This window comes from Streptomyces sp. NPDC042638 (assembly GCF_040647235.1).
Lineage (GTDB): Bacteria > Actinomycetota > Actinomycetes > Streptomycetales > Streptomycetaceae > Streptomyces > Streptomyces rameus.
Window position 1 is genome coordinate 48,239 of record NZ_JBEZBT010000046.1, and the last position, 22,922, is coordinate 71,160.

General features: G+C 73.2%; 18 protein-coding genes and 3 tRNA genes. 6 read left to right on the forward strand and 15 right to left on the reverse strand.

The features are described 5' to 3' along the window. The 7 genes from AB0B40_RS29215 to AB0B40_RS29245 all read right to left on the reverse strand — a co-directional run. The coding region (locus AB0B40_RS29215) for a bifunctional glycosyltransferase family 2/GtrA family protein (protein ID WP_362266427.1) at nt 1–1,309 on the reverse strand (1,309 nt) is incomplete at its 3' end. A gap of 14 nt (nt 1,310–1,323) precedes the next feature. Further along, a complete protein-coding gene (locus AB0B40_RS29220; RefSeq protein WP_345052323.1) occupies nt 1,324–2,985 on the reverse strand; it encodes a HAMP domain-containing sensor histidine kinase in 1,662 nt (553 codons plus the stop codon). Beyond that, nucleotides 2,982–3,722 (reverse strand): response regulator transcription factor, encoded by a 741-nt coding sequence (locus AB0B40_RS29225; protein ID WP_345052321.1) that lies wholly within the window; start codon nt 3,720–3,722, stop codon nt 2,982–2,984. Before AB0B40_RS29225 ends, AB0B40_RS29220 begins: the two co-directional genes overlap by 4 nt. Nucleotides 3,723–3,848: 126 nt before the next feature. After that, the gene (locus tag AB0B40_RS29230; RefSeq protein ID WP_345052318.1) at nt 3,849–4,721 is read right to left on the reverse strand and encodes a DUF2797 domain-containing protein; all 873 of its coding nucleotides are present in this window, start codon (nt 4,719–4,721) and stop codon (nt 3,849–3,851) included. Between the two features lie 166 nt (nt 4,722–4,887). Continuing rightward, a complete protein-coding gene (locus AB0B40_RS29235; RefSeq protein ID WP_362266429.1) occupies nt 4,888–5,649 on the reverse strand; it encodes a hypothetical protein in 762 nt (253 codons plus the stop codon). A gap of 294 nt (nt 5,650–5,943) precedes the next feature. After that, nucleotides 5,944–6,016: transfer RNA gene (locus AB0B40_RS29240), tRNA-Arg, on the reverse strand. A 205-nt stretch (nt 6,017–6,221) separates the two neighbouring features. Next, nucleotides 6,222–6,312 (reverse strand) — tRNA-Ser (locus AB0B40_RS29245). A 163-nt stretch (nt 6,313–6,475) separates the two neighbouring features. Between AB0B40_RS29245 and AB0B40_RS29250 the strand changes: the two genes are divergently transcribed. Further along, on the forward strand, nt 6,476–6,946 hold the full coding sequence (locus tag AB0B40_RS29250) for an SSI family serine proteinase inhibitor (protein WP_362266431.1): 471 nt from the start codon (nt 6,476–6,478) through the stop codon (nt 6,944–6,946). A gap of 297 nt (nt 6,947–7,243) precedes the next feature. Then, on the forward strand, nt 7,244–12,067 hold the full coding sequence (locus AB0B40_RS29255; protein ID WP_362266441.1) for a PAS domain-containing protein: 4,824 nt from the start codon (nt 7,244–7,246) through the stop codon (nt 12,065–12,067). A gap of 150 nt (nt 12,068–12,217) precedes the next feature. Here the strand turns inward: AB0B40_RS29255 and AB0B40_RS29260 are convergent, their stop codons facing one another. The 6 genes from AB0B40_RS29260 to AB0B40_RS29285 form a co-directional block, all read right to left on the reverse strand. Then, entirely contained in the window at nt 12,218–13,873 is a 1,656-nt protein-coding gene (locus tag AB0B40_RS29260; protein ID WP_362266433.1) for a long-chain fatty acid--CoA ligase, read from the reverse strand. 133 nt (nt 13,874–14,006) lie between these two features. Next, nucleotides 14,007–14,612: a SigE family RNA polymerase sigma factor gene (locus AB0B40_RS29265; protein WP_345058775.1), complete on the reverse strand. Its 606-nt coding sequence runs from the start codon at nt 14,610–14,612 to the stop codon at nt 14,007–14,009. A gap of 146 nt (nt 14,613–14,758) precedes the next feature. Beyond that, entirely contained in the window at nt 14,759–15,925 is a 1,167-nt protein-coding gene (locus AB0B40_RS29270; RefSeq protein WP_345058777.1) for a lipid-transfer protein, read from the reverse strand. Then, on the reverse strand, nt 15,922–16,320 hold the full coding sequence (locus AB0B40_RS29275) for a MaoC/PaaZ C-terminal domain-containing protein (RefSeq protein ID WP_362266435.1): 399 nt from the start codon (nt 16,318–16,320) through the stop codon (nt 15,922–15,924). Before AB0B40_RS29275 ends, AB0B40_RS29270 begins: the two co-directional genes overlap by 4 nt. Continuing rightward, the gene (locus AB0B40_RS29280) at nt 16,317–17,222 is read right to left on the reverse strand and encodes a bifunctional MaoC family dehydratase N-terminal/OB-fold nucleic acid binding domain-containing protein (protein WP_345058781.1); all 906 of its coding nucleotides are present in this window, start codon (nt 17,220–17,222) and stop codon (nt 16,317–16,319) included. The genes AB0B40_RS29275 and AB0B40_RS29280 overlap by 4 nt, the downstream gene beginning before the upstream one ends. Before the next feature lie 195 nt (nt 17,223–17,417). Beyond that, nucleotides 17,418–17,729 carry a hypothetical protein gene (locus AB0B40_RS29285; protein WP_345058783.1) on the reverse strand — a complete coding sequence of 104 codons (312 nt, stop codon included), beginning with the start codon at nt 17,727–17,729 and terminating at the stop codon, nt 17,418–17,420. A gap of 347 nt (nt 17,730–18,076) precedes the next feature. Here AB0B40_RS29285 and AB0B40_RS29290 point away from each other — a divergent pair, with 347 nt between their 5' ends. Both AB0B40_RS29290 and AB0B40_RS29295 read left to right on the forward strand, forming a co-directional pair. After that, nucleotides 18,077–18,949, forward strand: a complete 873-nt coding sequence (locus tag AB0B40_RS29290; RefSeq protein WP_345058785.1) for a bifunctional DNA primase/polymerase — start codon at nt 18,077–18,079, stop codon at nt 18,947–18,949. 478 nt (nt 18,950–19,427) lie between these two features. Next, on the forward strand, nt 19,428–19,670 hold the full coding sequence (locus AB0B40_RS29295) for a hypothetical protein (RefSeq protein ID WP_345058787.1): 243 nt from the start codon (nt 19,428–19,430) through the stop codon (nt 19,668–19,670). Between the two features lie 61 nt (nt 19,671–19,731). Here the strand turns inward: AB0B40_RS29295 and AB0B40_RS29300 are convergent. Together AB0B40_RS29300 and AB0B40_RS29305 are read right to left on the reverse strand one after the other, a co-directional pair. After that, nucleotides 19,732–19,818: transfer RNA gene (locus tag AB0B40_RS29300), tRNA-Ser, on the reverse strand. 140 nt (nt 19,819–19,958) lie between these two features. Further along, entirely contained in the window at nt 19,959–20,636 is a 678-nt protein-coding gene (locus tag AB0B40_RS29305) for a GAP family protein (protein ID WP_345058789.1), read from the reverse strand. Between the two features lie 374 nt (nt 20,637–21,010). Between AB0B40_RS29305 and AB0B40_RS29310 the strand changes: the two genes are divergently transcribed. Beyond that, nucleotides 21,011–21,601, forward strand: a complete 591-nt coding sequence (locus tag AB0B40_RS29310) for a hypothetical protein (RefSeq protein ID WP_345058791.1) — start codon at nt 21,011–21,013, stop codon at nt 21,599–21,601. Between the two features lie 85 nt (nt 21,602–21,686). Further along, nucleotides 21,687–22,922, forward strand: a 1,236-nt coding sequence (locus tag AB0B40_RS29315; RefSeq protein WP_362266438.1) for a Dyp-type peroxidase, incomplete at its 3' end; no start/stop codon positions are given.

Below are 22,922 nucleotides of genomic sequence, written 5' to 3' on the forward strand. Positions count from 1 at the left end.
AGACCGGCGAAGTGGCGTGGCCCGGTGCGGGCGGGGTGTGTGCGGTGACCGCCGTGGACGGCGCCGTCTCCCCGCGGTCCGGGAAGACCCAGGCGCGGAAGAGCAGGAACCGCAGCACGGTCGCCGCCAGGTTGGCGGCGATGAGCACCGCGAGTTCGGTGGAGTGCGCCGGGCTGTCGGTGGCCGTGTCCAGGGCGGCGAGCGAACCGCTGGTCAGGATGAGGCCGATGCCGAACACCACCAGGCCCTGCGCCTGGTGCCGGACCGCCCCGCCACGGCCGCGCACCCCGAAGGTGAGCCGGCGGTTGGCGGCCGTGTTCGCGACGGCCGAGACCAGCAGCGCGAGCCCGTTGGCGGGCTGCGCCCCGCCGAACTGCCGGAAGCCGCTGTACAGCAGCAGGTAGAACAGGGTGGACAGGCCGCCGACCACGCAGAAGCCGACCAGCTGGCGGGCCAGGCCCCCCGGCACGCCGGTCAGCTCGCGGTCGCGCGGGTCGTCACCGAAGGGCCGGGTCAGCCGGTCCAGCGGCAGCGACCCGGTGGCCAGGGCCCTGCCGACCCGCCACACGCCCTTGAGGTCGTCGGTGGCCGTCCGCACGATGTGCACGGTGGAGTCCGGGTCGTCCACCCAGTCCACCGGCACCTCGTGGATCCTGAGGCCCGCCCGCTCGGCGAGGACCAGCATCTCGGTGTCGAAGAACCAGCCGGTGTCCTCCACCAGCGGCAGCAGCACCCGCGCGACCTCCCGCCGGATCGCCTTGAAACCGCACTGGGCGTCCGAGAAGCGGGCCTGGAGGGAACCGCGCAGGATCAGGTTGTAGGCCCGGCTGATGAACTCCCGCTTGGGGCCGCGTACGACCCGGGAGCTGCGGGCGAGCCGGGAGCCGATCGCGAGGTCGGAGTGACCGGAGATCAGCGGCGCCACCAGTGGCAGCAGGGCGTTGAGGTCGGTGGACAGGTCGACGTCCATGTACGCGAGGATCGGGGCGTCCGACGCCGACCAGACGGTCCGCAGCGCCCGGCCCCGCCCCTTGCGCTCCAGCCGGAAGCTGGTGACCTCGGGGATCTCCGCCTCCAGCCGCGCCGCCACCAGCGGGGTGGTGTCCGTGGACGCGTTGTCCGCGATCGTGATGCGGAAGGCGTACGGAAAGGTGCGCGTGAGGTGCTCGTGCAGTCTGCGGACGCACGGCTGGAGGTCCTTCTCCTCGTTGTGGACGGGGACCACTACGTCCAGGACAGGCGTTCCGGCGTCTGTGGCCGGGAGGTGCTCCCGCGCCGGCAGGGTGCCGGGAGAAGAGTCGGTTCGCATGGGACCGACTTTTCTCAAGTGCCCTGTCGCACCCATGTGGTGGCACTGTGCTGCGGCTGTGAGTGTGAGCGCCCGTCCGTCGCGCGGGCCGGCCGGGGGACGGCCGCCGGGGCGGGGACGGGCAGCCGCACGGTGAAGACGGTACGGCCGGGAACGCTGTCCACGGTCACGGCGCCCCCGTGCGCGGCGGCCACGGCCTGCACGATGGCGAGTCCGAGTCCGGTGGAGCCGGTGGCGCGGGACCTCGCGGAGTCCCCGCGGGCGAACCGCTCGAAGACGTGCGGCAGCAGCTCCGGAGCGATGCCCTGCCCGTCGTCCTCGACGTCGACGCACATCCACGGCCCGCGCCGCCGCACGCGCGCGGTCACGGTCGTACCGGGCGGGGTGTGTTTGCGGGCGTTGCCCAGCAGATTGACCAGCACCTGCTGGATCCGTGCCGCGTCCGCCGAGACCAGCGCCGGTTCGTCGGGCAGATCGAGCCGCCAGTTGTGGTCCATGCCGGCCGCCCGGGAGTCACTGACCGTGTCGATGACCAGCGGGACCAGATCGGTGTGCTCGAACTGCAGCGGTCGCCCGGCGTCGAGCCGGGCCAGCAGCAGCAGGTCCTCGACGAGGAGGGTCATCCGCCCGGCCTCGGACTCGATACGGCCCAGCGCGTGCCGGGTGTCGGGACCGATCCGCTCGCGCCCGCGCCGGGTCAGCTCGGCGTACCCGCGGATGGAGGCGAGCGGTGTGCGCAGTTCGTGACTGGCGTCGGCCACGAACTGCCGTACCCGTGTCTCGCTCCGCTGCCGGGCGTGCAGGGCGCCGTGGACGTGGTCGAGCATGCGGTTGAGCGCGGCGCCGACCTGGCCGACCTCGGTGTGCGGGTCGCACTCCGCCTCCGGGACCCGTTCGCTCAGGTTCACCTCGCCGGAGTGCAGGGGCAGTTCGGAGACCCGGGTGGCGGTGGCGGCGACCTTCCGCAGGGGACGGGTGGCGACGCCCACGAGCACGTAGCCGGCGATGCCGGCCGCCACCAGACCGGCGGCGGTGACACTGATCTCCACGAGGATCAGGGTGTTGACCGTGTTGTCGACGGAGGAGGTCGGTACGGCGACGTAGTAGGCGCCGTTGGCACCACTGCGGTACTCGACCCGGTACCCGCCCGCACCCGGGACGTCGACGGTGCGCTGTTCTCCCTCTTTCCGCGGGACGGACGCGAGGGCGGCGCGCTGCGACCTGGTCAACGACTCCGGGATCACGTCGAAGTTGCTGGCGGACTGCACACCGCGTCGGGCGTCGGTGATGACGCCGTCCACCACCTCGGCCGCGATGGTGCCCTTGGGCTGCGGGCCCTCGGTGACGAAGTCGGTGAGGGTCTTCGGGTGCGTCCTGGGCTGCTGCCCACCCGGCACGAGGCCGCCCCCGAGCTGTCGGCCCGGCGGCCCGAAGGAGCCGGAGGCGCGCGCGGCGACCTCGTTCAGCTGACCGTCCAGCTGGTCGTACAGATGGCTGCGCAGCGCGAGCGCGGTCACGGTGCCGATCACCGCGCACACCACGGCGATCAGGACCACGGACGCGACGACGAGCCTGGTGCGCAGGGTGCGCGGCTGTCCCGCCACTCTCGGCTTCGTCCGGGCGGGGGCGTCCTGGCCGTGCCGTTTCCGCGGACGCGGCCGGCGCCGCCCGCTCATGACACGGCGGGCTTGATCAGGTAACCGGCTCCCCGCCGGGTGTGGATCATCGGCTCGCGCCCGGCGTCGATCTTCCGGCGCAGGTACGAGATGTACAGCTCGACCACGTTGGCCTGGCCGCCGAAGTCGTACGACCAGACGCGGTCCAGGATCTGCGCCTTGCTGAGCACCCGCCGGGGGTTGCGCATGAGGAAGCGCAGCAGTTCGAACTCGGTGGCGGTGAGGTGGATGTTCTCCCCGGCCCGCGAGACCTCGTGGCTGTCCTCGTCCAGGGTCAGATCCCCCACGACGAGCACCGAGTCGGACCGCCGGTCGGCGGCCCCGGACCGGCGGATGAGCCCCCGCAGCCGCGCCACGACCTCCTCCAGGCTGAAGGGCTTGGTGACGTAGTCGTCCCCGCCGGCGGTGAGCCCGGCGATACGGTCCTCCACCGCGTCCTTGGCGGTGAGGAAGAGGACGGGCACCTCGGGCAGCTCGCGCCGCAGCCGGCCGAGGACGGACAGCCCGTCCATGTCCGGCAGCATCATGTCGAGCACGACGGCGTCGGGCCGGAAGTCCCGGGCCGACCGGATGGCCGCCTGCCCGTCCCCCGCACTCCTGATCTGCCAGCCCTCGTAACGAAGGGCCATGCTCAGCAGTTCGGTGATCGACAGCTCGTCGTCCACCACAAGCACGCGGACGGGGCTCCCGTCCGGCCTCAGCAGTTCGGTGCGCCCCTGCGGGGAGGTCGTGGTCATGCTGGACACCCTGTCGGGACCCTCTGAGAAGACGCTTTCCGGAGTCTGTGATTTTTCTGAGAACCGCACAGCGCCCTCCCAGCGGGCCCACGGGTCCGCACAGCGGCCTCCCCGCGGGCCCACGGGTCAGAACAGCCCGTCCGGCTCCCGCCGGAACTCCCTTACGGGGAAGGTGCATCCGGCCGCCACCGGCTCCGGCGCCAGCAGCTCCCAGCCGGTCATCAGCCGGGTGTCCAGGACGACGACCCCGCGTCCGCCGGCCGCGAGATGGAGATCCGGGCCGGCGGCCGCGACCAGGTCACCGCGCACCGCCCCGCCCGGCACCAGCTCCACGATCTCGCCGACCGCCGCCGGGGCGCCCGTCAGCCCGAACGTCCCTGCGCTGTCGGTGACATGGCAGGGCTCGGGGCGCAGGGACTCCGGCCAGGCGGTGAGCGCGACGGCCCGCGCGTGCAGCTCCCGCACCTCGGCGGCGCGCTCCGCCTCCGTCCCCGGCAGCGCCGACCGCACCGCCCGCTTCTGGGCGTACGGGATACGGTCCGGCACCCGCAGCGCGGCCCGCAGCAGTTCCTCGGTGCGCCGCGCGGCCATCAGCGGGCCGGTGCCGAGCCAGCTGAAACAGACGGCGCCCTGTTCGAGCAGCCGGGCCGGCCCGCGTTCCAGCGCGGTGATGCCGACCTTCACCATCCCCGGCCCGAACCACGCCAGGTACACGCGGTAGGGCCGCGGGTCGTCCGCGACCGTGTCAGCGGCCACGGAGTGCGCCCGGTCCAGCCGCGCGCACTCCTCGCACCGGGCCCCCGTACTCCGCCCCGGCACAACGGCGCCCACCGGGCAGGCGTGCCCCCGTGCCCCCGCACACGTGCGCACGCCCCCTTCCGGCACCGCGAAGGCGACGCGCTTCCCCCGCGGCAGCGCACTGCGCCGCCCGCCGTCCCACATCAGCGCCGGGCCGTCCGCCGACCAGCGCAGCCCCGCGCACTTCCACACCTGTGCCATCACTCGTGAGGGTAGAGGGTGGGTCCGACAGCGGCCCGGTGACGCCGTCGGGGCCCTTTCCTGGAAAACGCCGCAGGCCCCGGATCCTCTCCGGGGCCTGCGGCCGGTACGCACTCAGCAGGTTTCGGCCTGCCCCCCTCGGGAGCGGCGGGCCTGCCGTTGCCGCCTACTTGACGACGACGGCGTCGCCCACGGCCGTGGCGCCGCCGGTGGTGGAGTCGCCCGCGTAGTACCAGCGCCAGGCGCCACTGGCGTTCGCGGTCACCGTGGTCCTGAGCGCGCCGCCGGTTCCGGTCTTGACCGTCTTGACCGTGGCGTAGGAACCGCCGTCGGGCCGGAACTGCAGTGCCGCCGACCGGCCGGCCTGCCCGGCGTACGTGTGGGTGTCCCAGTCGGCGTGCGCGAGCTTGCCGGTGATGGTGAGGCTCTTGCCCTTCACGACCGGCTCGGGGTCGGCGTCGGTCCGGGTCATGGTGGAGGCGCGCAGCACCTTGGTCGGGTACAGGCCGCCCTTGCCGACCACGTTGTCGTCGGCGTCGACCGCCTGCAGGTAGAGGTGCCAGGTGCCGGCGACGCCGCTGCCGACGAGCGACTTCGGGTCGATGGCCAGCTTCTGCACACAGCGCGCGACGGTGGCGCTGACGTCCTGGCAGGAGGGCGAGCCCACGGGCCCGCTCTGGCCGCTCCACGTGTCCAGGCCGCCCGCGTACAGGTACGCCTCGGAGGAGTAGAGCTTGTGGGCGTGGTTCACGTCGTAGTGCACGAAGAACTGCTTCGGCGTGCCGGTGCCGACCACCAGCGGCTTGCCGCTGTCGATCGCGATGTTCGAGAACGTGATGGGGTTCTCCTCCGCCTGGGCCACCGGGAGGGCGAACGCGGAAAGAGCCACGGCGCCGCAAAGGGCGCCCACGAAGGAGCGGATACGCATGCTGGTGTCCCCACACTGAAGCCCGCCGGATTGCCCCCGACGGGATCTCGAACGATGTGAAGATCGTATGACCGCCCCTGTCGCCCGGAACAGAGAGCAAGATCCGCTGTTACACAGCCAGGACATCGGTTGAACAGGGCATGGACATCTCCCCCACGCCCCCGTCCCCCGATACCGGCGGGACCGGTGGCGAGCCGAACGGGACGAGCGCGACCGCCTCGATCACCCCGTCGGCACGAAAACCCACCCGGACACGCAGAAGGCCCCGGAGTGATCCGGGGCCTTCGAACTATGTGCACTCGGCAGGATTCGAACCTGCAACCTTCTGATCCGTAGTCAGATGCTCTATCCGTTAAGCTACGAGTGCTTGTTCTTTTGTTTTGTCTTCGCTCCCGGCCCTTTCGGCCCGCTCGCGGCGACAGGAAGAACATTACATGACTGCCGCCGTCATGTGAAATCCGATCCGCGCACCCCTTGTGACCTGCGAAAACGATGATCCTCGGGGGGAGCGCGCCAGGGGCCGGACAACGCCGAAGCCCCGGTCCTGGGGACCGGGGCTTCGGTATCGGGGGCGGAGGCGGAGGGATTTGAACCCTCGATGGGCTTTAAGACCCAAACCGCATTAGCAGTGCGGCGCCATAGACCGGACTAGGCGACGCCTCCAGCACAACCGCTCACACGAGCGCGCGAGTGGTGCGTGCAGATGATGACACAGGCAAGCGCCGCGTCACCAATCGCCCCCCACGGTACTAGGCACCCGGGTCACAGGGCAAAGGGCTTCGCCGGTGGGGCGCAACGTCTCGCCGGGTCCGGCGTTGGACAGGGCATGCTCTCTGTCCTGCCGGCCACCGGGCGGCGCCTCCTCGTGGCGTCCCTCGCCGCCGCCGCTTCCCTCGCCCCGCTCACCGCCGCCCCCGCCTCCGCCGCCGGTGCCGTACCGCCGCCCGTGCGGCCGGAGGACGGGGGTGATCACCTCACCGTCGTGGTCCGGCACGCCGGCGCCGCCCGGGACGGGAGGTTCGAGGTGCACTGCCACCCCGAGGCCGGGCACCATCCGGACGTCGCCGGGGCCTGCCGGACGCTCGACACGCGCACACGCTGGGGCAGGGACCCGTTCGCACCGGTTCCCGCCGGTGCCACCTGCACCATGCTCTACGGCGGCCCGGCCACCGCCCATGTCACCGGCACCTGGGCCGGACGGCCGGTCGACGCCTCGTTCGACCGCGGTGACGGGTGCGAGGCCGGGCGGTGGGACCGGATGGTGCCCCTCCTGCCGAAGGTGGAGGCGGCCGGGTAGCGGCAGGGGCCCTTGGCGGAGCCGTCGGTTCCGTAAAGGTCCGGCGGAGGTATGGGGGAAGCCGGGGCATCGGTCACGCGTTCGTCGTCACTTCCTCGTGGGACCTCCCTCTCATCCGGCGCCGCGAGCGCGACCCGTGCCTTTAGACTCCCTCGCGTGACACGTCGCGGGCCGGTTGGCAATATGGCCGGAGCGGTCGGCAAGGTGCGGTAACAGGGAGGAAGGCGTCTCGTGAGCAGCAGGCCATCCCGAGGCGCTGCTCGCCTCGCAGCCATACTCGACGCTCTGCCGGACGCGTTGGTCCTGGTCAACGCCAACGGAACCGTCGTCAACGCCAACACCATCGCGCTGGAGGCGTTCGAGGCACCGGGTACCGCGCTCGTCGGGCGCGGGCTGCTCGACCTGCTGCCGCAGTTCGACTCCCGGCTCATCCCCGGCTCCATGCGGCGGCCCGATCACATGGACCCCCGGGGACGGACCAAGCCGAACCGGATGGTGGCGCGGCGGACCGACGGCAGCGAGTTCCCGGTCGAGGTCACCAGCGCGAACCTGGAGAACGGGCAGCAGGCGTACGACGGTTACGGCTACACCGGTGACGAGCTGCTGATGATCGTGGTCCGGGACCTGTCCGGAACCGTCGACACCGAGGCGGAGCTGGCCCGCTCGCAGCGGCAGACCGAGATGATCCTGCGGGCGGCGTCGGAAGGCGTCGTGGGCACGGACACCGACGGCCGGATCGTGCTCGTCAACCCGGCCGCCGCCCAGATACTGGGTTACCGGGCCGGTGAGCTGGGCGGCAAGGAGCTGCACACGCTCGTGCTGCACTCGCGCGCCGACGGATCGCCGTTCCCGTACGAGGAGTCGCCCCTCGCCGACACCCTGCGCTCCGGGCGCAAGCACCGGGTGCGCGGGCAGGTGCTGTGGTCCAAGGGCGACCAGAAGGTCCCGGTCGATCTGACCACCGCGCCGGTACGGGACGGGGACCAGCTCGTCGGCGCCGTGATGACCTTCGCCGACCGACGCCCCTTCGACTCCCTGGCGGAGGAGAAGGACGCGCAGGAGAAGGCGCACGCCGAGGAGCTGGAGCGGCTCTCCGAGGAGCACGCCTCCGATCTGACCGCGCTGCGCCAGCGGCATGTCACCGAGATCGAGGAACTCCGCGAGCAGCACGCGGAGGAGCTGGCCGCCGGCGAGGAGCGGTACGCCGCGCTCGCCGAGCGGGAGAAGGACCGGTACGAGGCCCTCGCCGGGCGGCACGAGCAGCTGCTGACCCTGCTCGGGCAGTCGCTGCGCGGCCCGCTGGACGAGCTGCGGCGCGAGCTGTCCGCACTGGCGGCGGACGACGCCGGGCAGCTGTGGCCCGAGGCCAACCAGGTTCTGCACCACCTGTCGGCCGGCTACGCGCGCATCACCACCCTCATCGACAACGTCCTCGGCTACCAGCGGCTGGACGCGGGCGGGGAGGACATCACCCGTACCAAGGTGATGCTGGACGCGGTCGTCGCCGCCGGTGTGGACGGGGCCGTCGAGCTGATCGGGCCGGGGCGCGTGCAGTTCGCCGTACACGCGCCGCCCATCGAGGCCGAGGTCGACCCGCAGCGGCTCGCCGTCGCGCTCGCGCATCTGGTGGCGGATGTCGCCGGGGTGGACGCGACCGGCAACACGCCCGTGTCGGCGGGCGGTTACCTGGACAACACCGTCGTGGTCGCCGCCGCCCAGCGCGGGGAGGTCGCGCGGATCGAGGTGCGCGGACCGTACGCCGGGGGAGACCCGGTGCACGAGCCGATCGTGCGTGGCATCGTGCGCGCCCACGGGGGTGTGCTCCAGACGCACGAGGTACCGGGCATGAGCGGCAGCGCCTACGTCCTCGAGGTGCCGCTCGGCGGCGGGGCGGGCGCGGTCGCCGCGCAGGTCCCGGACGCCGGTGCGGCAGCGGCGGACGACACCGGGGCGGCCGAGCAGGGCGCGGTCGGCCGGCGGCGGGCCCGGCGGGGCTCCACGGACGCCTTCCTGGACAGCGAGGCGCCCGGCGCCGGTGACACCGGTGAGGTGGAGGCGTCCGTGCCGACCGGCCGGCGCCGGCGGCGGGCCATCGCCCCCGCCGAGGAGGGCCCGCGGATTCCGGCCGAGGGTGCGGAGAACGCGTCCGGCGGGACCGGCCGGCGCCGTGGGCGGCCCGCCGAGAGCGGCGCCGCCGGCGATGACGCCGGCGAGGGCGTGGCCGAGGGATCCGTGATGACCGCGGCCGAGCAGGGTGCGGGGGCCGCCGCCTCGGGTACGGGGCTCGGTGGCACCGTGCCGCCGCAGGGCGTGCCGGTGCCCACGGGCCGGCGTGCCCGCCGTGATCCGGGCGCCCCGCAGGCCGCGCTGCCGCCGGCCCTTCCCGCGGCCGGCGGCGAGCCGGTACCGGGCGCACAGGCGTTGCCGGGTGCCCCGGCGGTTCCGGCGCAGGGCGGCGAGGCGGTGCCGGCCGAGGGCACGCAGCCGACCGGACGGCGCCGACGGGCGCTGGCCGCCGCGGCGGAGCGCGCCGCGGCGCAGGAGGCGGCCGGCGCGCGCACGGTCTTCGCCCTGCCGCCGGCCGAGGCCGACCGGTCCCCGCAGCCCCCGGACCAGACGGACGGCCCGGCCCCCTACCCGGGCGCGGATACAGCCGTCGCCGCGGGCGCTGGTACATCCGTTCCGGCAGCCCCGGGTACGCCCGTTCCGGCAGCCCCGGGTACGCCCGTTCCGGCAGCCCCGGGCACGGCCGTTCCGGCAGCCCCGGGTGCCGGCGCACCCGTCACTCCCGGTGCCGGTGCTCCCGTCGCCCCGGGCGTGGGTGCTCCCGTCGCCCCGGGTATGGGTGCTCCCGTCGTCCCGGGCGGCGGTGCCTCCGTCGGCCCGGGTGAGGGTCCCGTCGTCGGCAGCCGTCCGGGGGTCGTCGGTCCGCCGGCCGGTTCCGGGCCGCTGCCCGGTCAGGTGCAGGTGCCCGGTCAGGTGCAGGTGCCCGCGCGGCTGCCGGTGACCGGCGAGGGCGTCGCGGCTGACGACGGACGGCACGACGCCGTACCGGTCGACCAGGCCGACGACCACACCCCGCCGCAGCCGCATCCCACCAGCGCACCGACCGGCCGGCGGCGCCGTGCCATGGCCCAGCAGACCGAGGCCGCGCAGGCGGTGGCGCCGGGAACCGCACCCGGGCAGACCCCGCCGCAGCCGATTCCCGTACCGGCCGCTCCCGGCCAGGTCCCGCAGGCGGCGGCCGTACCGCCGGCCCCTGGTCGGCAGGCCCCGGCGACCGGCGTTCCGGCGCCGGGCACGACCGGGCAGGACATCACCGGACAAGGCGTCCCCGTCCCCGGACAGGGCATCCCCGGTCAGGCCGGTCCCGTGGCCCCCGTGGCAGGGCCGGTGGCTCCCGGTGCCCAGCAGCCAGCCGCGAGCCGGGCCGCCGTACCCGCCCAGGGCACGGCCGGTCAGCCCGCGCTCGCCCCCGTGGCCCCGGCCCCGGCCACTCCGGTCCAGGGCGTGCCCGCGCAGGGCACGGCGCCGACCGCGCCCGTCGATCCCGCCCAGCAGCCTCCGGCCGCACCGGGCCAGGGGCCGGCCCAGCCGGGCGCCCCGGCCGCCGGTACTCCGGTGGCGGCCCCGGGCGCGCTGCCGTTGCCCGCCGAGACCGGTACCGGACAGGTGCCGGTGCCGCCCGGCGTCCCGCAGCAGTGGCCCGGCACCGGCGACACCGCCGGTGCGGCAGTCCCGGTCCCGAACCCCGCCACCCCGGCGGGCGGCACACCGGCCCCCGGCACGCCGCTTCCCGCGGCAGCGGCCGGTGGTCAGCCGCGGCGGGCCGCGCAGCCGTTGCCCGCCGAGGCCGCGGGCGGCGCACCGGTCGACCCGGACTCCACGCAGGGGCGGGCGATCTCCGTCCGCACGCTCGGGCAGGGTGTGCCGTTCGCCCGGCAGGCCGCCCAGGTGCAGCAGCCGACGGCGACGCCGCCGCCGCACGCACCCGGCGGTTCGGGCCGGCGGCGCAAGCTGGGCACACCCCCCGACCCGGCCACCCGCCCGGACCAGAAGCCGGACCAGGCGGCCCGGCCGCACCCGTCGGTCGAACCGGCGCCCGCCCAGCCGTCGCCCGCCGGCCAGCCGTCGCTCGGCGGCCAGTCGTCGCTCGGCGGCCAGTCGTCGCTCGCCGGCCGGCCGGTGCCGCAGCCCGCGACGGCCGGTCAGGCACCCGTGCCGCAGCCCTCGCTCGGCGGCCAGCCCCGGCCGGTCCCGGGCACCGAGGGGGCGGGGCGGTCGTACGCCATAGGCGCACCCGGGCCCAACGCCGCCGAGGGGCCCGAACCGCTGGACGGTCCCGGCGGGGCCGTGGAGGTGGCGGACACCCCGCGTCCGCAGCCGCTGGACGACGAGCTGCCCCCGGAGCCGCTGGACAACCCGCGCCGGCTGCTGGTGTGGCCCGCGCCGGACGTGACGACCCAGCAGGCGCTCAGCGACCGTGGCTACCGGCCGGTCATCGTGCACTCGCGCGAGGAGGTCGACGCGCAGATCGCGGCCTTCCCCGCCGCGCTGTTCGTGGATCCGCTGACCGGGCCCATCACGCGGACGGCTCTGCAGTCGCTGCGCCAGGCCGCCGTGGCCGCCGAGGTCCCGGTGCTGGTCACGGCCGGGCTCGGCCAGGCGACGCGCGAGGCGGCGTACGGCGCCGACCCCGCCGTACTGCTGAAGGCGCTGGCGCCCCGGGACAGCGAGCAGCATCCGCCGCGGGTGCTGCTCATCGAGGAGCACGCGGAGATCGCGCTGGCGCTGACCGCGACGCTGGAGCGGCGCGGGATGCAGGTGGCACGGGCCGCGAGCGACAACGACGCGGTGACGCTCGCGGGGCAGTTCCGGCCGAACCTGGTGGTGATGGACCTGATGCAGGTGCACCGCCGGCGGGCCGGGATCGTGGACTGGCTGCGGGCGAACGGCCTGCTCGACCGCACCCCGCTGGTCGTCTACACCGCCGCCGTCGACCAGGCCGACCTGCCCCGGCTGGCCTCGGGTGAAACGGTGCTGTTCCTCGCCGAGCGGTCCACCAGCACCGAGGTGCAGGGCCGGATCGTGGACCTGCTGGCCCGGATCGGTACGAACTAGGCACCTGACGGGCGCACGCTCCGGTGCCGGCTGTCACCGGACGGGCCTCGGCTAGTCCTGCGGTCGTGCGGGGCCGGGGCGGCGGGGGACCGCCGCCCCGACGAGGGATGCGGGCGAAACGGACGCGGGCGATCCCGCCGAGCCGCCCCGTCAGAGGCGGGTGACGTCCAGCTGGCCGTCCGCGTACTGCCTGCGCAGTACCTTCTTGTCGAACTTGCCCACGCTCGTCTTCGGCACCGACCCGACGACCGTCCAGCGCTCGGGCAGCTGCCAGCGGGCGATCCTGCCCTCCTCGGCGAGGAAGGTGCGCAGGCTCTCGAAGTCGGCGCTCGCGCCCGGCCGGAGGACGACCGTGGCCAGCGGGCGCTCGCCCCACTTCTCGTCGGGTACGGCGACCACGGCGGCCTCGGCGACGTCCGGGTGGGACATCAGCGCGTTCTCCAGCTCCACCGAGGAGATCCACTCGCCGCCGGACTTGATGACGTCCTTGGCGCGGTCGGTGAGGGTCAGGAAGCCGTCGGGAGAGATGGTGCCGACGTCGCCGGTCTTCAGCCAGCCGTCCGCGCTGAACTTGTCTGCGGGGCGCAGGGGTTCCGCGTCGGGGCCGTTGTAGTAGGCGCCCGCGATCCAGGGTCCGCGCACCTCCAGCTCGCCCGCCGACTCGCCGTCCCAGGGCAGGCGGGCGCCCCCGGGACCGGTGAGGCGGGCCTCGACGGCCGCCGGGAAGCGGCCCTGGGTGAGGCGGTAGCCGAACTCCTCGCCGGTGCCGACCGCGTGGGCGGGCGGCCGGGCCACCGTGCCCAGCGGTGAGGTCTCGGTCATGCCCCAGGCGTGGCACACCCGCATACCGAGCCGGTCGAACGCCTCCATCAGGGACGGCGGACAGGCCGAGCCGCCGATCGTGACCTGGCCGAGGAAGGACACGTCCCGGGGGCGCGCGGTGAGTTCGCCGAGCAGGCCCTGCCAGATGGTGGGGACGGCCGCCGCGTGGGTGGGCCGTTCGCGCTCGATCATCTCGGCGAGCGGGGCCGGCTGGAGGAAGCGGTCCGGCATCAGCATGTTGACGCCGGTCATGAAGGTGGCGTGCGGCAGGCCCCAGGCGTTGACGTGGAATTGCGGGACGACGACGAGGGAGGTGTCCTGGTCGGTCAGGCCCATCGACTGGGTCATGTTGACCTGCATGGAGTGCAGGTAGATCGAACGGTGGCTGTACACCACGCCCTTGGGGTCCCCGGTGGTGCCGGAGGTGTAGCACATGGCGGCGGCCCGGCGTTCGTCCAGCTCCGGCCAGTCGTAGGCGGTGGGCCGGTCCGCGATCAGCTCCTCGTACTCGTGCACCCGTGCGCCGGTGCCCGCCAGCGGGGCCCGGTCGCCGGGCCCGGAGACGACGATGTGCTCCAGGGTCGGCAGCTTCGGCAGCAGCGGAGCGAGCAGCCCGATCAGCGAGCCGTCGACGAGGACGACCTTGTCGGCCGCGTGGTTGACGATCCACACCAGCTGCTCGGCGGGCAGCCGCAGGTTGAGCGTGTGCAGCACCGCGCCCATCGAGGGGATCGCGAAGTACGCCTCGACGTGCTCGGCGTTGTTCCACATGAGCGTGGCGACCCGGTCGTCGCCGGTCACCCCCAGCTCGTCGCGCAGGGCGTGGGCCAGCTGGGCGGCGCGGGCCCCGACCTCGGCGAAGGTGCGCCGGTGCGGCTCGGGCTCGCCGGTCCAGGTGGTCACCCGCGACGATCCGTGGACCGTGGACCCGTGGGTCAGGATCCTGGAGATCAGCAGCGGTACGTCCTGCATGGTGCTCAGCACGGAGTCCTCCCGGGCGACATTGCCTACGCGGTGGTAGAGGTTGCGCTGATTCTGCGCGCATACCACGCGGTATGTCACTAGGGGGTGCGTCACTCCGGGCGGACCAACCGGGTCTACGGTCTACGTCTACCGTCTACGACAGGTCCTGGCGGGCCGGAACCAGATCGGGGTCCTCCCGCAGCTTGCCCAGCGCACGGGACACCGCCGACTTCACGGTGCCCACCGACACGCCGAGCACCTCGGCGGTCTGCGCCTCGCTGAGGTCCTCGTAGTACCGCAGGACGACCATCGCCCGCTGACGGGCCGGCAGCCGCAGGACCGCCCGCCACATCGCGTCGTGCAGCGCCTGCCGCTCGGCCGGGTCGTCGCCGCCGGGCACGGGCTCCGGCTCGGGCAGCTCCTCGCAGGCGAACTCGTCCACTCTTCGCTTGCGCCACTGCGAGGTCCGGGTGTTGAGCAGCGCCCGGCGCACATAGCCGTCGACCGCCCGGTGGTCCTCGATCCGCTCCCAGGCCACGTAGGTCTTGGCGAGCGCCGTCTGCAGCAGGTCCTCGGCATCGCTCGGATTCGCGGTCAGCGAGCGCGCCGTGCGCAGCAGGACCGGCTGCCGGGCTCGCACGTACGACGCGAACGACGGATAGGCGGGGGTCGCACCGCGCGAGCGGTGTCGAGCCTGCGGGAGGCCCTGCCGCCCGGGTGCGGCGGCGTCCGAGGCGCTGGTGCAGACGGGTGTGGTCATGCCTCCACGCTAGGAGCGGCCCCACGGCGGCGGATCGGCCGCAGGTCCCGAAGCGGAGTCCCCCTCAGGTTGTAGGGGTGGGGGTGGCTGGACCTCCTGAAGGTGGACCGCGGGTCCGCCCCGTCTGCGGGTCGGACCCTTACGGCTCAGCCGTCCGCCGTCAGGACCAGCCCCGATGTCGGCACCCCGGTACCGGCGGTCACCAGGGTGCGGGACGCCCCGGGTATCTGGTTGACGGCCGTGCCCCGCAGCTGGCGGACCGCCTCCGCGATGCCGTTCATGCCGTGCAGGTACGCCTCCCCGAGCTGGCCCCCGTGGGTGTTGATCGGCAGCCGCCGTTCCGCCACGAAGTCCGCCGCCTCCCCCCTCCCGCAGAACCCGAACTCCTCCAGCTGCATCAGCACGAACGGGGTGAAGTGGTCGTACAGGATCCCCACGTCGATGTCGTCCGGGCCGAGGCCGCAGGTCCGCCACAGCTGCCGGGCCACCGCGCCCATCTCCGGCAGGCAGGTCAGATCGTCCCGCTGGTAGCTGGTCATCTGCTCCTGTGCCCGGCCCGCGCCCTGGGCCGCCGCCGCGATCACGGCGGGCCGCCGCGCCAGGTCCCGGGCCCGCTCCAGGGAGGTGACGACGACCGCCTGTCCGCCGTCGGTCTCCTGGCAGCAGTCCAGCAGGCGCAGCGGTTCGGCGATCCAGCGGGACGCGGCATGGTCGGCGAGGGTGATCGGGCGGCCGTGGAACCAGGCGGCCGGGTTGGTCGCCGCGTACGCGCGGTCGACCACGGCCACGTGCCCGAACGCCTCCGGCGTCAGCCCGTGGGCGTGCAGATAGCGCTGGGCCGCCATCGCCACCCAGGAGGCCGGGGTGAGCAGCCCGAACGGCAGCACCCAGCCGAGCGCCACCCCTTCCGCCGAGGGCTCCCGGTGCCGTACCCCCGCGCCGAACCGGCGGCCCGACCGCTCGTTGAACGCCCGGTAGCAGACCACCACCTCGGCCACGCCCGCCGTCACCGCGAGCGCCGCCTGCTGGACGGTGGCGCAGGCCGCCCCGCCGCCGTAGTGCACCCGGGAGAAGAAGGACAGCTCGCCCATCCCGCACGCCTGGGCGACGGTGATCTCCGGGCTGGTGTCCATCGTGAACGTCACCAGGCCGTCCACGTCCGCCGGGGTGAGCCCGGCGTCGTCGAGCGCGGCACGCACCGCCTCCGCCGCGAGGCGCAGCTCGCTGCGCCCGGAGTCCTTGGAGAACTCGGTGGCCCCGATGCCGGCGATCGCCGCGCGTCCGCCGAGGGTGTCCGGGGTGCGCAGGCTCATGGAGCGGCCTCCTCGGCGGGAAGTGTCACGGTCACCGTGCCGGTCACATGGGTTCCGGTCCCGTTGGCGCCGACGACCCGGACGACCGCCGTGTCCCCGTCGACCTCCTCGACGCTGCCGGTCAGCACCATCGTGTCCCCCGGGTGGTTGGGCGCCCCCAGCCTGATGGCGACCTTGCGGAGCACCGCCGTCGGGCCGAAGTGGTCCGTGACGTACCGGCCGACCAGGCCGTTCGTCGTCAGGATGTTCATGAAGATGTCCGGCGCGCCCTTCTGCCGGGCCAGCTCCACGTCGTGGTGCACGTCCTGGTAGTCCCGCGAGGCGATCGCGCCCGCCACGATCAGTGTGCGGGTCACCGGGATCTCCAGCGCCGGCAGCCGCTCGCCGGCCCTCACCTCTCCACCGCCTCGAACACCGGCAGCGTCAGCTCCTCGTCGTAACGCCGGAACACGAGCCGTACCGGCAGTCCGATGCGGACCTTGTCGTACGGCACCCCGATCACGTTGCTCACCACCCGGACGCCCTCGGCGAGTTCGACCAGGGCGACCGCGTACGGGGGGTCGAAGGCGGGGAAGGGCGGGTGGTGCAGCACCACGTACGAGTGGACGGTGCCCTCGCCGCTCGCCTCCACCGTGTCCCAGTCCGGGCTGCCGCAGGCGTTGCAGCCGGGCAGCCAGGGATGGCGCGGGGTGCCGCAGGAGGTGCAGCGCTGGACGAGGAACCGGTGCTCGGCCACGCCCTGCCAGAAGCCGGCGTTGTCCCGGTTGACCACCGGTCGGGGCCGCAGGGCCCGGGGTGCCCGGGGGGCGGGGGCGTACTTGAGGACGCGGAAGCGGTGGGTGCCCACCGGCTCGCCGCCCACCCGTACCTCCATGCGGGTCGTGACGAAGTAGCCGGTGCCCAGTCGGGTCGTCTTGCGGGCGGAGACCTCCTCGATCACCGTGTCGAACGCGACCTCGTCGCCCGGCCGCAGGGGCCGCAGATACTCCTGCTCGCAGTCGGTGGCCACCACGGAGGTGCAGCCCGAGGCGTCCAGCAGGCCGAGGAGTTCGTCGTACGCGCCGGTGCGGCCCCGGTGTCCGGTCAGGCCGCCCATCGTCCAGGCCTGGAGCATGGTGGGCGGGGCGATGGCGTCGGGGCCGGTGTAGGCGGGGTTGGTGTCGCCCAGCGCCTCGCACCAGTGCCGGATCATCGGCGCGTTCACCGGGTCCTTGCCGGCACCGGCGACGGCGGCCGGCCGTCCCTCGAACTCCTTGAGCCGCCGGCCCAGTTCGTCGTGCGCCTGCTCGTCGCTCACGCCACCACCCCCTGGCTCCGGCACGGACAGTTTCTGACTGTCCGTCAGTTCAGCCGGGGTGTCAAGGTCGTCGGCCTGGCGTCCCGCCCGGGAAAACGCCGACGCGGCGGCACCGAAGTGCCGCCGCGCAGACGTGTGAAGACCCCGAAGCACACCCCACGGGCGCCCTGGTTCACGAGGACACCCGCCCAAGGCTCACCAGAGGTGGGTGAAGTGGATGGCGACGTTCTCGTTGCCCTGCTGGATGGCCGTGAACGCGGCACCGTTGACCTGGGCGGTGTTGCTCTGGTTCGAGGCACCCGAGCCGGCCGCGTTCTGGTTCGTGGTGGACGAGTTTCCGTGGTTGTTGCCGCCGACCCCGCTGCCGATGACGCTCGCCACACCAGCGTTCGATCCGTCACCCGCGATGGCGCCGTTGTCCGCCGACGCGACACCGGCGAAGAGAGCGGCGGCGAGCGGAAGAGCGGAGACGGCGGCGATGACGCGGGCGGTACGGATGCTTGCCATGTTGTTCCTCCAGAACCAAGCACTCAGTGAACTGCGGCTTCCGTCAAGGCAGTTGGCCGACCGCCTCGACTGTCGTGGACGACGTCGCGCCATCAGAGTTGCCCACCGAATCCCCGGCGAACCACCCCGGAAGCCGTGATTCGCACGCAAGCGTGATGACAAGTCGATAAACCTTTATCGCCATCTTTAGTCATGTCTCACCCCAGGCCGGGTCAGTACGGACGTCCAGCCCCCAACCGATGCCACGGGTGAATCGTTCCTGCACTTTTCCCGCCAACCCGGAGCGCATCGGCGCGTCGCCGGGGCCCGCCCTTTTCTTTTTCGAACGTACGTACGAACATGGAGCCATGGCCACCTCCGACCGGCAGGCCACGAAGCTGGCCCTCGCACACGCCCTGTCAGCCGCCGAGCGCGGCCTGGCCGTCATCCCCCTGTCCCGGACGAAACTCCCGGCTCTGCGTTCCCCGCACCGCGACGACCCGGACCCCGCCGCCACGCCCTGCCACGGTGGGTGCGGACGCCTCGGACACGGTGTGTACGACGCCTCCACCGACCCGGTCCGCGTCCGCGAGCTGTTCGCCGCCGCCCCCTGGGCCACCGGCTACGGCATCGCCTGCGGGCTGCCGCCGCACCACCTGATCGGCGTCGACCTGGACACCAAGACCGGCACCGACTCCTCGGCCGCCCTGCGCGAGCTGGCCCTGCGCCACCTGTTCACCATCCCGGAGACGGTCGTCGTGCTCACCCCCAGCGGAGGCCGCCATCTGTGGCTGACCGGCCCGCCGGACACCGTCGTACCGAACTCGGCCGGCCGGCTCGCCCCCGGCATCGACATCCGGGGCGCCGGCGGCTACCTCGTGGGCCCCGGCTCCCGCACCGCCCACGGCGTCTACACCACCGCGCCCGGCACCGCCCACCTGCCGCCCGCGCCCTGCCCGCCGTCCCTGCTCCGCCTCCTGCTGCCCCCGCCGCGCCCCCACCACCCGGCCCCGCCCGTCTCCGGCGACCACGGCCGGGGCCTGGTCCAGTTCGTGCTCTCCGCGCACGAGGGCCAGCGCAACACCCGCCTGTTCTGGGCGGCCTGCCGCGCCTACGAGAACGGCATCGGCCCCGCCCTGACAGCCCCCCTGACCGAGGCGGCCGTCCACACGGGCCTGACGGAACGCGAGGCCCACGCGACGATCGCGTCCGCGGCACGGATGACGGGACACCGGCGGTGACGGCGACCGCGGTAGCGGTCCGACCCTGACGGCTGCCTCCGCACCGGTCCGGTGACCGGGCCCCCCCGACGACCACCTCCGCACCGGTCCGGTGACCGGGCACCGGCCGCGACGGCGACCACGCGGTACCGGTCCGATGACGGCGGCACCGACCGCGACGGCCACCACCGTGACGGGGGCACCGGCCGCGACGACCACCTCCGCACCGGTCCGGTGACCGGGCACCCCCCCCGACGGCTGCCTCCGCACCGGTCCGGTGACCGAGCCCCCCCCCGACGGCTGCCTCCGCATCGGACCGGTGACCGGGCACCGGACCGCGACGGCCACCGCGATACCGGCCCCGTGACGCGACACCGGCCCCGACGGCCACCGCCGCACCGGTCCGGCGACGAGGGCACCAACCGTGTCAGCCGCCGCCGCACCGGCTCGCCCGACGGCTGGACAGGCGGCGCGGCGCGATGGCTCTTACGATCCGATCGTGACGGACATACCCGACGAACTGATCAGGCTGGAACGCACCGCCGAAGAGGAACGCGCCCGCTTGGCGGGCCTCACCGGCGACGCGTACGACGAGCAGCGGCGACGCTTCTGCGCGGCCTCGGACGCGGTGCACGCGGCGATCACCGCGCGAGCCGACGCGACGGGGACCGACCCGCGCGAGATCGAGCAGGCGGTACGACGGGCCGTGCGACAGACACAGGAGGACCCGGCCGTCGAGTAGCGAGAAGGGGTGCCTCCCGTGGGAGACACCCCTTTCGATCGGCACCTGGGCCGACTTCTCGCGGTGGGTGTGGGATTTGAACCCACGGTGACATCGCTGCCACGACGGTTTTCAAGACCGTTCCCTTAGGCCGCTCGGGCAACCCACCTGTGCCCTGTCCCACCTGGGGCGGAGCGGGTACAGCGTACCGGGCGCGGGGACCGCGCGGGGCTCGTGGTCCACACGGGGTCCACTGACCGCCCGCCCTGCGCCTCACGGACCAGCGCCGCACCGCCGCACGCCGACCTGTCAGGAGGTGAGGACGGAGATGCCGTCTCCGAGCAGTTTCAGCCCGAGGACGAAGAACAGGACGGCCATCACAGCGACATTGTGCTGAGCCGCCCAGTCCTTCCAGTTCCCGAGCGTGGCCCTGGCTCGCTCTCCCCCGAGGAGGAACACACCGAGCGGGACCAGCAGGCCGAGCGTGGCGATCACGACGAAGATCGCCAGCGATGCGATCTGCTGCCCGACCGGGAGGCCGGCCGAACCGATCGCGGCGCCCGCGGCGATGGTCAGTGGGGCGTTCTTGGCGTTGAGGGCGGCCAGGGCCGTGCCGAGGCCGAAGACCTTGGCCGGTGAGAGGCGGTCGATCGCGCCCATCCACTTCGGCAGTTTCGCCTGCGAGGGATCCTTCGGGCGCCGACGCCACTGGCGGGCGCCGAAGAGGACGAGGAACACGCCCAGAGCGAGCTTGAGCGCTCCCACCCAGGTCGCCGGGTGCTTGTGTGCGGAGGCGTCTGCCGGGGAGGCGATCGCCAGCATCACCGCACCCAACACCGCGAGTCCCAGGATCCAGCCGACCGTGAACAGGACGCCGTTGAGACGTCCCCGAGGGGTGGCCAGGATGAGGATGACGGCGATGATCGGGAGCGGGCTGACCGCGACGCCGGCCGCGAAACCCAGCACGTCACCGAGAACTGCGCCCATGATGCCTCCAGCTGGGGTCAGGGTGGCGGTCCAGTCGAGCAGAGGTCCGGCGGAGGCGGGCGCCCCGACCGTACGAGCTGCGTGACGGGGGTTCTCGAGCGATCCCTGCGCCCGCGGCTGCAGGGGCGTGGCTGACCGAAACGGTGACGACCCCGTGCTCAGCACACACGCCTCAGCTCCATGTTCGTGCACCTGGTTCGATCTGTCCTCGGGGGCATCGGACGGTGGCATCGCCCGGTGCGCCCGCGTTGCCCCCGGGCCCGAGGTGCGTGGGCCGCACATCCGTGGTGAGGATGGAGCGGTGAGGGCGATGGCGCCCCGTGCATTGGGTGTTTGGTGTCCCTCGCGCCGATCCGTGGCAGGGGAGTCTCACCATGACTGCAACGGCACAGCCATCCCAGTCGGCTCACCCCGAGCGTCCGGGCAGGTCGGACGGGGTGAGCCATGAGTTCACCGTCTTCACCGAGATCAAGTCGGGCCACGCGGACGCCATGCGTGACGATCTCGCCACGCTCGCCGACGCGTCGAATGATCAGAGGGTCCACGCGGCCTTGCGCCAGATCGGCACCCTGCACGACGCACGGCACGTGATCTTCGACAACGACACCCGGCACATGTTCGCCAGCGTCTTCGACGGCTCCTGGGACGCCTACATCGACGACTTCGCCAAGACGGAGGTCGGGGACCGCTTCGACAAGGTCTTCTCGCACACCGAAGGATTCCCCGGTGTCAAGGATCCGGGGGTGAAGGACTGGTTCGTCGCCCACCAGGAGCCCGCGCGCGTATTCGTCAGTTCCTACCCCGAGCTGACCGTCCAGCAGATCTGGAAGGACCAGCGCGTGAGCGAGGCGTTCCAGGAGGTGCTGGACACCCCCGAGTTCCGCGCCGCCCTGGAGAACCCGGCCAACGCGGCGTTGATGGCCACGCCCGCGTTCCAGAAGCTGTTGGAAGAAGCCTCGGCCTGAGCCCCCACCGCTGTCCCTCGGACCTGGCCCACTTCGGGCACTGGGGCTTGCCCGGATAGAGACCGACGTGGAGGCACAGAGAAGCATGAGCACGGCAGACAGCGGCAGCGCGGCCGGTGTACGCGTAGAGATCGAGGACGTCCAGAGCGGGGCGCTGCGCCCGCGGCCCGTGCCCTACGAGGGAAAGTTCGTCTTCCTGCGCGTCGACGACCGCCACGCGGGACGTGCCCTGCTGCGCCGGCTGCTCCCGGTGACCTCGGGTGGTCTGCCGGGCGCGGACCGGAGCGGGGATGCCTGGGTGGCCGTGGCGTTCACCTATCAGGGGCTGAGGGCCCTCGGGGTGCCCCAGGAGTCTCTGGACAGCTTTCCGCGGGCGTTCCGTGAGGGCATGGCCGCCAGGGCGGAACGGATCGGTGATGTGGGCGAGAACGCCCCGGCCCACTGGGAGGTGCCGTTCGGGACAGGTGACGTCCACATCGCGCTGAGCGCCCTGTCCTCGGATGCCGCACAACTGGCCCAGGAGCTGGAACGGGCCCGTGTCGCCTTCGAGGAAACCCCGGGTGTCCAAGTGGTCTGGCAGCAGGACGTCCACCAGCTTCCGACCGGGCGCACCACCTTCGGTTTCCGGGACGGCATCAGCCATCCGAACATCGAAGGTGTCGGACTGCCCGGCTCCAATCCGCAGGAAGCCCCCATCAAGGCCGGCGAGTTCATCCTCGGTTACCCGGACGAGACCGGCAGTCTGCCACCCATGCCCCGCCCCGAGGTGCTGGGACGCAACGGGACCTACGTGGCCGTCCGCAAGATCCACACCAACGTGGCCGCCTGGCGCCGCTACCTGCGCGCCAACAGCTCCAACGCCGAGGAGGAAGGACTTCTGGCGGCCAAGATGGTCGGACGCTGGCCCAGCGGGGCGCCGCTGACGCTGACGCCGGAGCACGACGACCCCGAGCTGGCGGCGGACCCGCAGCGCGTCAACAACTTCCTGTACCGGGAGCACGACGACCGCGGCCTGCGCTGCCCCGCCGGCGCACACATCCGCCGGAACAACCCCCGCGACGCCACCATTGTCGGCGACGCACGGATGCACCGGATCATCCGCCGCGGCACCACCTACGGTCCGCCGTTGCCCGAGGGCGTGCTGGAGGACGACGGTGCCGACCGGGGGTTGGTGGGAGTCTTCATCGGGGCCCACTTGGAACGGCAGTTCGAGTTCATCAAGTCCGAATGGGTCAACGACGGCAATTTCATCGGCTACCCCGGCGAGCAGGACCCGGTGGCCGGGCATCACGACGGAACCGGCAGCGTCACCATCCCCGAC

Coding starts and splice junctions, on each gene's coding strand:
- AB0B40_RS29220 (WP_345052323.1), bottom strand. CDS start 2,985: ATGAGCGGGCGGCGCCGGCCGCGTCCGCGGAAACGGCACGGCCAGGAC.
- AB0B40_RS29225 (WP_345052321.1), bottom strand. CDS start 3,722: ATGACCACGACCTCCCCGCAGGGGCGCACCGAACTGCTGAGGCCGGAC.
- AB0B40_RS29230 (WP_345052318.1), bottom strand. CDS start 4,721: ATGGCACAGGTGTGGAAGTGCGCGGGGCTGCGCTGGTCGGCGGACGGC.
- AB0B40_RS29235 (WP_362266429.1), bottom strand. CDS start 5,649: ATGCGTATCCGCTCCTTCGTGGGCGCCCTTTGCGGCGCCGTGGCTCTT.
- AB0B40_RS29250 (WP_362266431.1), top strand. CDS start 6,476: ATGCTCTCTGTCCTGCCGGCCACCGGGCGGCGCCTCCTCGTGGCGTCC.
- AB0B40_RS29265 (WP_345058775.1), bottom strand. CDS start 14,612: ATGACCACACCCGTCTGCACCAGCGCCTCGGACGCCGCCGCACCCGGG.
- AB0B40_RS29270 (WP_345058777.1), bottom strand. CDS start 15,925: ATGAGCCTGCGCACCCCGGACACCCTCGGCGGACGCGCGGCGATCGCC.
- AB0B40_RS29285 (WP_345058783.1), bottom strand. CDS start 17,729: ATGGCAAGCATCCGTACCGCCCGCGTCATCGCCGCCGTCTCCGCTCTT.
- AB0B40_RS29290 (WP_345058785.1), top strand. CDS start 18,077: ATGGCCACCTCCGACCGGCAGGCCACGAAGCTGGCCCTCGCACACGCC.
- AB0B40_RS29305 (WP_345058789.1), bottom strand. CDS start 20,636: ATGGGCGCAGTTCTCGGTGACGTGCTGGGTTTCGCGGCCGGCGTCGCG.
- AB0B40_RS29310 (WP_345058791.1), top strand. CDS start 21,011: ATGACTGCAACGGCACAGCCATCCCAGTCGGCTCACCCCGAGCGTCCG.